The 6381-nt window shown below is 35.8% G+C and carries 7 protein-coding genes and 1 pseudogene; 6 read left to right on the top strand and 2 right to left on the bottom strand.

The genetic code is table 11. From position 1 onward, the window contains the following. The 6 genes and pseudogenes from ABZA26_RS05190 to ABZA26_RS05215 form a co-directional block, all read left to right on the top strand. Nucleotides 1-292 (top strand): annotated as a pseudogene (locus tag ABZA26_RS05190) (ATPase); the annotation flags it as partial. After that, nucleotides 289-1149 carry an ATP-binding protein gene (locus ABZA26_RS05195; RefSeq protein WP_372713457.1) on the top strand — a complete coding sequence of 287 codons (861 nt, stop codon included), beginning with the start codon at nucleotides 289-291 and terminating at the stop codon, nucleotides 1147-1149. The pseudogene ABZA26_RS05190 and the gene ABZA26_RS05195, both read left to right, overlap by 4 nt. 11 nt (nucleotides 1150-1160) lie before the next feature. Further along, nucleotides 1161-1373: a DUF1858 domain-containing protein gene (locus tag ABZA26_RS05200; protein WP_372713458.1), complete on the top strand. Its 213-nt coding sequence runs from the start codon at nucleotides 1161-1163 to the stop codon at nucleotides 1371-1373. Between the two features lie 42 nt (nucleotides 1374-1415). Then, nucleotides 1416-1931 (top strand): cob(I)yrinic acid a,c-diamide adenosyltransferase, encoded by a 516-nt coding sequence (locus ABZA26_RS05205; protein WP_372713459.1) that lies wholly within the window; start codon nucleotides 1416-1418, stop codon nucleotides 1929-1931. 31 nt (nucleotides 1932-1962) lie between these two features. Continuing rightward, the gene (locus ABZA26_RS05210) at nucleotides 1963-3657 is read left to right on the top strand and encodes an FAD-dependent oxidoreductase (RefSeq protein WP_372713460.1); all 1695 of its coding nucleotides are present in this window, start codon (nucleotides 1963-1965) and stop codon (nucleotides 3655-3657) included. Between the two features lie 77 nt (nucleotides 3658-3734). Further along, a complete protein-coding gene (locus ABZA26_RS05215; RefSeq protein WP_372713461.1) occupies nucleotides 3735-4226 on the top strand; it encodes a GDSL-type esterase/lipase family protein in 492 nt (163 codons plus the stop codon). Between the two features lie 138 nt (nucleotides 4227-4364). On the opposite strand, the gene sstT is transcribed toward ABZA26_RS05215, so the two are convergent. After that, complete coding sequence (sstT, locus tag ABZA26_RS05220) at nucleotides 4365-5603, bottom strand: serine/threonine transporter SstT (RefSeq protein ID WP_372713462.1); 1239 nt, start codon at nucleotides 5601-5603, stop codon at nucleotides 4365-4367. A gap of 328 nt (nucleotides 5604-5931) precedes the next feature. Beyond that, nucleotides 5932-6381: hypothetical protein (locus tag ABZA26_RS05225; protein ID WP_372713463.1), on the bottom strand; the 450-nt coding region annotated here is incomplete at its 5' end.

A 6381-nucleotide genomic window follows, 5' to 3' on the forward strand; every position in this document is an offset into this window, starting at 1 on the left:
ACCTTTTGGTGTGAGTGATATGAAGATGGTTGTAGAGATGCTAAGAGCCATGAAAATTCCATTTGGTGTAGTCGTGAATAAAGCCGGTCTTGGAAATAATGAAATATATGAATACTGTGCCAGTGAAAATATAGATGTCCTTGAAAACATACCATACAGCAGGGAGATCGCTGCGTTTTATGCTCACGGAGTTATTTTTAGTGAAAAAATACAAAACTATAAGGAAATCTTTATTAACTTATTTGAAAATATAAAAACAAAATTGGAACCCATTCAGGAGAGAGGCCAATGATAAATGAAATCGTAGTAATTTCCGGAAAAGGCGGTACAGGTAAGACTACCCTTACTGCATCTCTTATTCCTTATTTTGAAGATGCTGTAATAGCAGACTGTGATGTAGATGCCCCGGATCTTAATATACTTTTTGAAACTAAAGAAAAATATCAAAAGAGCTTTATTGGTCTGCAAAAGAGTTTTTTAGATAAGAGCAAGTGCATTATGTGTAAAAAATGCTATGAGTTATGCAAATTTAATGCTATTTCATATGAGATAGAAATAAGTTCCGGAAAATGTGAAGGTTGTGGCCTTTGTGAATATATATGCCCAGCATCGGCAATTACAATGATAGATACCGTGATCGGTAATTTATCTGTCTCAGAAACGTCATTCGGAGATATGGTATATGCAAAACTTATCCCAGGAGAAGATGCCTCTGGAAAACTTGTAGCCGAAGTGAGAAAAACTGCAAAAAAAATAGCTGAAGAAGGTAACAAAAAAAATATCTTAATCGATGGATCTCCGGGAATAGCCTGTAACGTCATAAGCTCTATCACAGGTGCTAAAAAAGTGATTATAGTTACCGAAGCAACCTCTTCTGGAATACACGATCTAAAAAGAGTCTATGAGCTTACAAAAAAATTCCGGTTGAAAATATATGTAGTTATAAATAAATATGACCTCTCTTTATCTCATTCAGAGGAAATAGAAAAATATTGTGAAGAGATGGGAATTGATATGGCCCTAAAGATTCCTTTTGAAAAGAAAGTGGTAGAGGCTATAACTCAGAAAAAAATACCTTCTGTTGCAGAAAGAGTTTTTTTTGAAAACCTTGGATTTTTTGAATTTATAAAAAAACTTAAAAGTGAATAGGTGTGGTGGCTATGTTAAATAAAGAGAGACTTTTAGAAATGAATATTCAGAAAATTTTGAAAAAATATCCCTCTTTGATTGAAATATTTAAAAAACACGGAATGCACTGCAATGAATGTTTTTTTTCTGAAAAAGTAAATTTAAGAGAAGCTTTAGAGAGTTCTAGGTTGTCCTCTAAGGAAATTGTGGAGGAAATCATAAAATATCTGAAAAGTAATTATTGAAATCAACCTTATACTTTATGAAAATCTATATAGGAGGTCCAAATGAGAGGTTATATACAGGTCTATACTGGAAACGGTAAAGGTAAAACTACTGCTAGTCTCGGGCTTATCGTAAGAGCTCTCGGAAATAATCTGAAAGTGTATATGGGGCAGTTTATGAAGGGGCAGAGATACGGAGAGTTGAACACCCTAGAAAAACTTGGTGTCTTGGTCGAACGATTCGGAACCGAGGAATGCCTCATGTCCCGTGATGATGTAAGTGAGCTGGATATAAAAAAAGCAAAGGAAGGATACAAGAGGGTTTTAGAGGTTCTTCTCAGTAAGAAATATGATCTTGTGATACTAGATGAAATATGTGTATCCACATATTTCAACCTCATAACAGAGGAAGAGATCCTTCATCTGATGAAAGTAAAGCCTCTTGAAACAGAGCTGGTTCTAACTGGAAGGTATGCACCTGAAAAGGTAATAGAACAGGCTGATCTTGTAACCGAAATGAAAGAAATCAAACACTATTATGAACAGGGAGTTATGGCAAGAGACGGAATAGAAAGATAATTATATTACTAAATTTAGGGAGTGGTTTTCAATGGGGGAAAAATATTTAATTGTCGGTGGAGTGGCAGGAGGTGCCTCAGCCGCTGCTAGACTGAGAAGATTGAGTGAAGACAGTCAAATAATAGTTTTTGAAAAGGGACCCGATGTATCTTTTTCAAACTGCTGCCTTCCATATCACCTGAGTGGAACTGTAAAACAGGCTGAATCTTTGATTCTTATGTCGCCTCAAAAATTTGCTTCTCAGTATAACATCGAAGCCAGAGTCAATAATGAAGTGGTAAAAATAGACCGTGCCAATAAAGAGGTGGAAGTTTTAGACCTTGCTACTGGAAAGACCTACAGGGAATCATACGACAAACTAATACTCTCTCCAGGTGCTAAACCCATCGTTCCATCTATACCTGGAATAGAGAAAGTAAATACTTTTACCGTTAGAAATGTAGTTGATATAAAAAAATTAAATCTCTTTATCAAAGATACAAAACCTTCTAGAATAACTGTAATCGGTGGTGGGTTTATAGGGGTTGAGTGCGCTGAAAACCTTGTGGAAGCCGGTTACAATGTTTCCCTTGTAGAGGCTATGCCTCAGATTTTGAGACAGTTTGATTATGATATGGTTCAGATTTTGAATAAGGAAATCATTGATCACGAAATAGATCTCATCGTCGGGGACAAGGTGACCTCATTTGATAAAAACAAGGTAATACTGGAATCTGGGAAAAAACTAGATTCAGAAGTAGTGATACTGGCTATAGGGGTAAGCCCTGAAACATCCCTTGCCATAAACGCTGGACTTGAAATAGGTGGCACAGGGGCCATGAAGGTGGATCCTAATTTCATGACAACAGATCCTAGCATATATGCTGTGGGAGATGCTATAGAGGTTTATAATCCATTGATGCAAGATTATTTTAAGCTTCCTCTTGCAGGACCTGCCCAAAAACAGGCTCGATCAGTGGCCGACCACATTCATAGTAGGTGTATCAATAATACAGGATACATCGGATCTTCTGTAATAAAAGTCTTTAATTACGGAGCTGCAGCAACAGGATTAAATGAACATCTATTAAAAAATATGAAGATTGAATACGATTCTGTAAAAATAATTCCTAAGGATAAAGTTGGACTTATGCCTGACTCTGAAGAAGTTCATTTTAAACTTTTATTTGAAAAACCAACAGGAAAAATATTAGGTGCCCAGGCTATTGGTAGAGGAAATGTAGATAAAAGGATAGATGTTATCGCTACTGCAATAAAATTTGGAGCTACCATTGAAAATCTAAGAGATCTTGAACTTTGCTATGCTCCTCCCTTTGGTACAGCCAAAGATGTTGTAAACTTTGCCGGATATGTCGCTTCTAACTTACTTCACGGTTCTTTCAAGCAGGTTCCTGCTCACCAAGTAAGAGAACTCATTGAAGGTAAAAAATATATAATCGATGTGAGAGAGAAGAAAGAGTATGATACAAGTCATATAAAAGGTGTAAAAAATATACCTCTGTCAGAGTTAAGAAAAAGAGTAGATGAGATACCTAAAGATCAACCTGTTTATTTACATTGCAGATCTGGACAGAGGTCATATAATGCTGTTTTGGCCCTTCAGAATCTAGGTTTTGATAATGTATTCAATATCTCCGGTGGATTCATGGGGATATCCTTCTATGAATATTTCAATGACAAGACAACAGGCAGAGCTCCAATAGTAACAGATTATAATTTTTTATAATACCAAGATTAACTTTTTAACATGTACATTAAATTCTGTGACCAAAGAATAAATGGTAAACATTCAAGGAGAAGATATTGAAAAGTACAATTTTATTGGGGGATAGTATAACAGAGCTGAATCCTTTTAAGCACGAAAAAGTAATCAATTTAGGAGTATACGGAAACACAACAGTGGATATTGCGTCTAGAATAAGAAAAATATCAGATTTAAAATGTCAAAAGGTTATTCTCAAAGTCGGAATCAACGATGTACTAAACGGATTCTCACTAGATAAGAGTTCTGAGTACTATAAAGAAATACTTTTGACTTTAGAAAAGAATTTTAAAAAAATCATAGTTATATCAATACTTCCCATAGAGGGTCGATCAAGAATAAATATGAAAGTAAGAAAATTAAATAAAATAATTGAAGAGAAAGCCGCAACCAATAATTTTAAATTTATAGATTTATATCCTCTGTTTTGTGACGCAGATCTTAATTTGAAGCGGGAATATTCTGTCGACGGGATTCACCTTTCACCAAAAGGCTACGAGATACTAAACAAAGAAATTTTGAGATTACTGTGATCTCACAGGTATAGTATTGTATATCTCCAAGATAATTCTTACATTAAATTCCCATAAATTAATATGTTACCTCTAAATATTTCAACGTAAATATAAAGTGCCCCTGAAAAACTCAGGGGCACTTTATATTAATCTGTCTTATGCTTTTTCAATAACGATTGATTTTCCTTTTTTTCTCCACTCTGACATTTCAGCTACAGCAGTGAAAAGTACATCTGTTGATGAGTTAAGAGCTGTCTCCACAGAGTCCTGTATAACCCCTATAACAAATCCTACAGCCACTACCTGCATTGCGACCTCATTTGGTATTCCAAACAGGCTACAAGCCAATGGTATAAGAAGCAGTGACCCGCCGGCTACACCAGATGCTCCGCAGGCACTTACAGCTGACAATATACTCAGAATTAATGCTGTTCCCATATCCACCTGGATTCCCAGTGTATTCACTGCAGCAAGAGTCAGTACTGAGATTGTAATTGCAGCTCCAGCCATATTGATAGTAGCTCCCAGAGGGATCGACACAGAATAAATATCTTTTTCCAGTCCCAGCTCTTCGCATAATTCCATATTTACAGGAATATTTGCAGCAGAACTTCTAGTGAAGAAAGCAGTGATTCCGCTCTGCTTCAGACACTTAAGCACAAGGGGATAAGGATTCTGACGAATCATGAAGAATGCGATCAGAGGATTTACCACAAGGGCCATAAAGAACATACATCCAAGAAGGAGTCCCAAAAGACGTCCGTAATCTACCATGGAACCAATTCCGTTTTCTGATATAGTTGCAAATACTAATCCCATGATTCCGATCGGTGCTAAATTAATAACCCATCTTACAATCTGAGATAATGCATCTGAAAAGTTAGAAACCATTGTTTTAGTGGTTGCAGGAGCATTTTTTAGCGCTACTCCCAATAATAATGCCCAAGATAATATGCCGATATAGTTTGCACTGGCAAGTGCATGTATCGGGTTATCAACTACATTTAAAAGTAATGTCTTTAATACTTCTACCACTCCAGCTGGCGGTGCTACACTGTTTCCCGCACCAGCGCCTAGTTTAATGGCCACAGGGAACATAAAACTCCCTGCAACAGCCACAAATCCTGCTGCCAATGTTCCTACGAGGTAAAGAGTAACAACAGATTTCATATTTGTCTTTTGACCGCTCTTATGCTGAGAGATAGCAGACATTACAAGGAAGAATACCAAAATCGGTGCAACTGATTTTAAAGCTCCTACGAATAATGATCCAAATATTGTTATTGGTTTTGCAAGTTCCGGAACTGTCATTGCAAGGACTATTCCCACTACCAGACCAACTATGATTCTCTTAACTAAACTCAATTGATTCCAACTATCAAATAATTTTTTCATCTTGTCCTCCATTATGATTACATAAATTTTTAATCTGAATCTCAATACAGATTACCTACATATTTATTTTATTCCACCTATGAATTTTAACACATTCTTAATTTTTTTAAAAGTAATTTGTGTAAGAATTGCGATTTCGAAGTTCTGATATCAAACATATGTGCATTTTAGTGTCGAAAGGCATAAAAATATGGTACTTTTATTAAGAGGCTTGTCCACTGATTTCATCAAAAATTAATCTAAAATTAATTAAAAAAAGCAGGTGGGAAAATCCTACCTGCTTAGTTCTTAATTAAAAGACCTTATTTAATTATTGAAGTTCTTATTTCTAGTTCTCTGTGGGTATTGACCCTATTTTTTCTTTTACATCTTTAACTTTTGCCATTATTCCGTCAAGATGTTTTAGAAAGGTAGTTCTGCTTCTAACTGGAATTTTGTCCTTCTTTACAGAAAGGGCGACAAAAGCTTTCCCGTCTTCCTGCCAGTAACTTTTTTCCTCTGCACCTGTCATAATGTCTTCTGCAATATACTCACTGAGATCTGCCAATACCTGTTCAGAAAGTTTTTTATTGTAAAAACCAAGCTCTGCAAGATAAGTTTTTATTATTTTTTTACTTTCTTTCTGAATTTCATTTTTAAGATCCTCTTTTGCAGCAGTTCTTGCTTTCATCCTAGACACCTCTATACCGCTGTCTTCGATTTTAGCAGATCCCACAACATACATATCCTCACTTTCATTTACAGAAGAGGCTATCTTGGCCTTGCTGATCGGAGAACC

The sequence above is a fragment of the Ilyobacter sp. genome (genome assembly GCF_041583315.1).
Lineage (GTDB): Bacteria > Fusobacteriota > Fusobacteriia > Fusobacteriales > Fusobacteriaceae > Ilyobacter.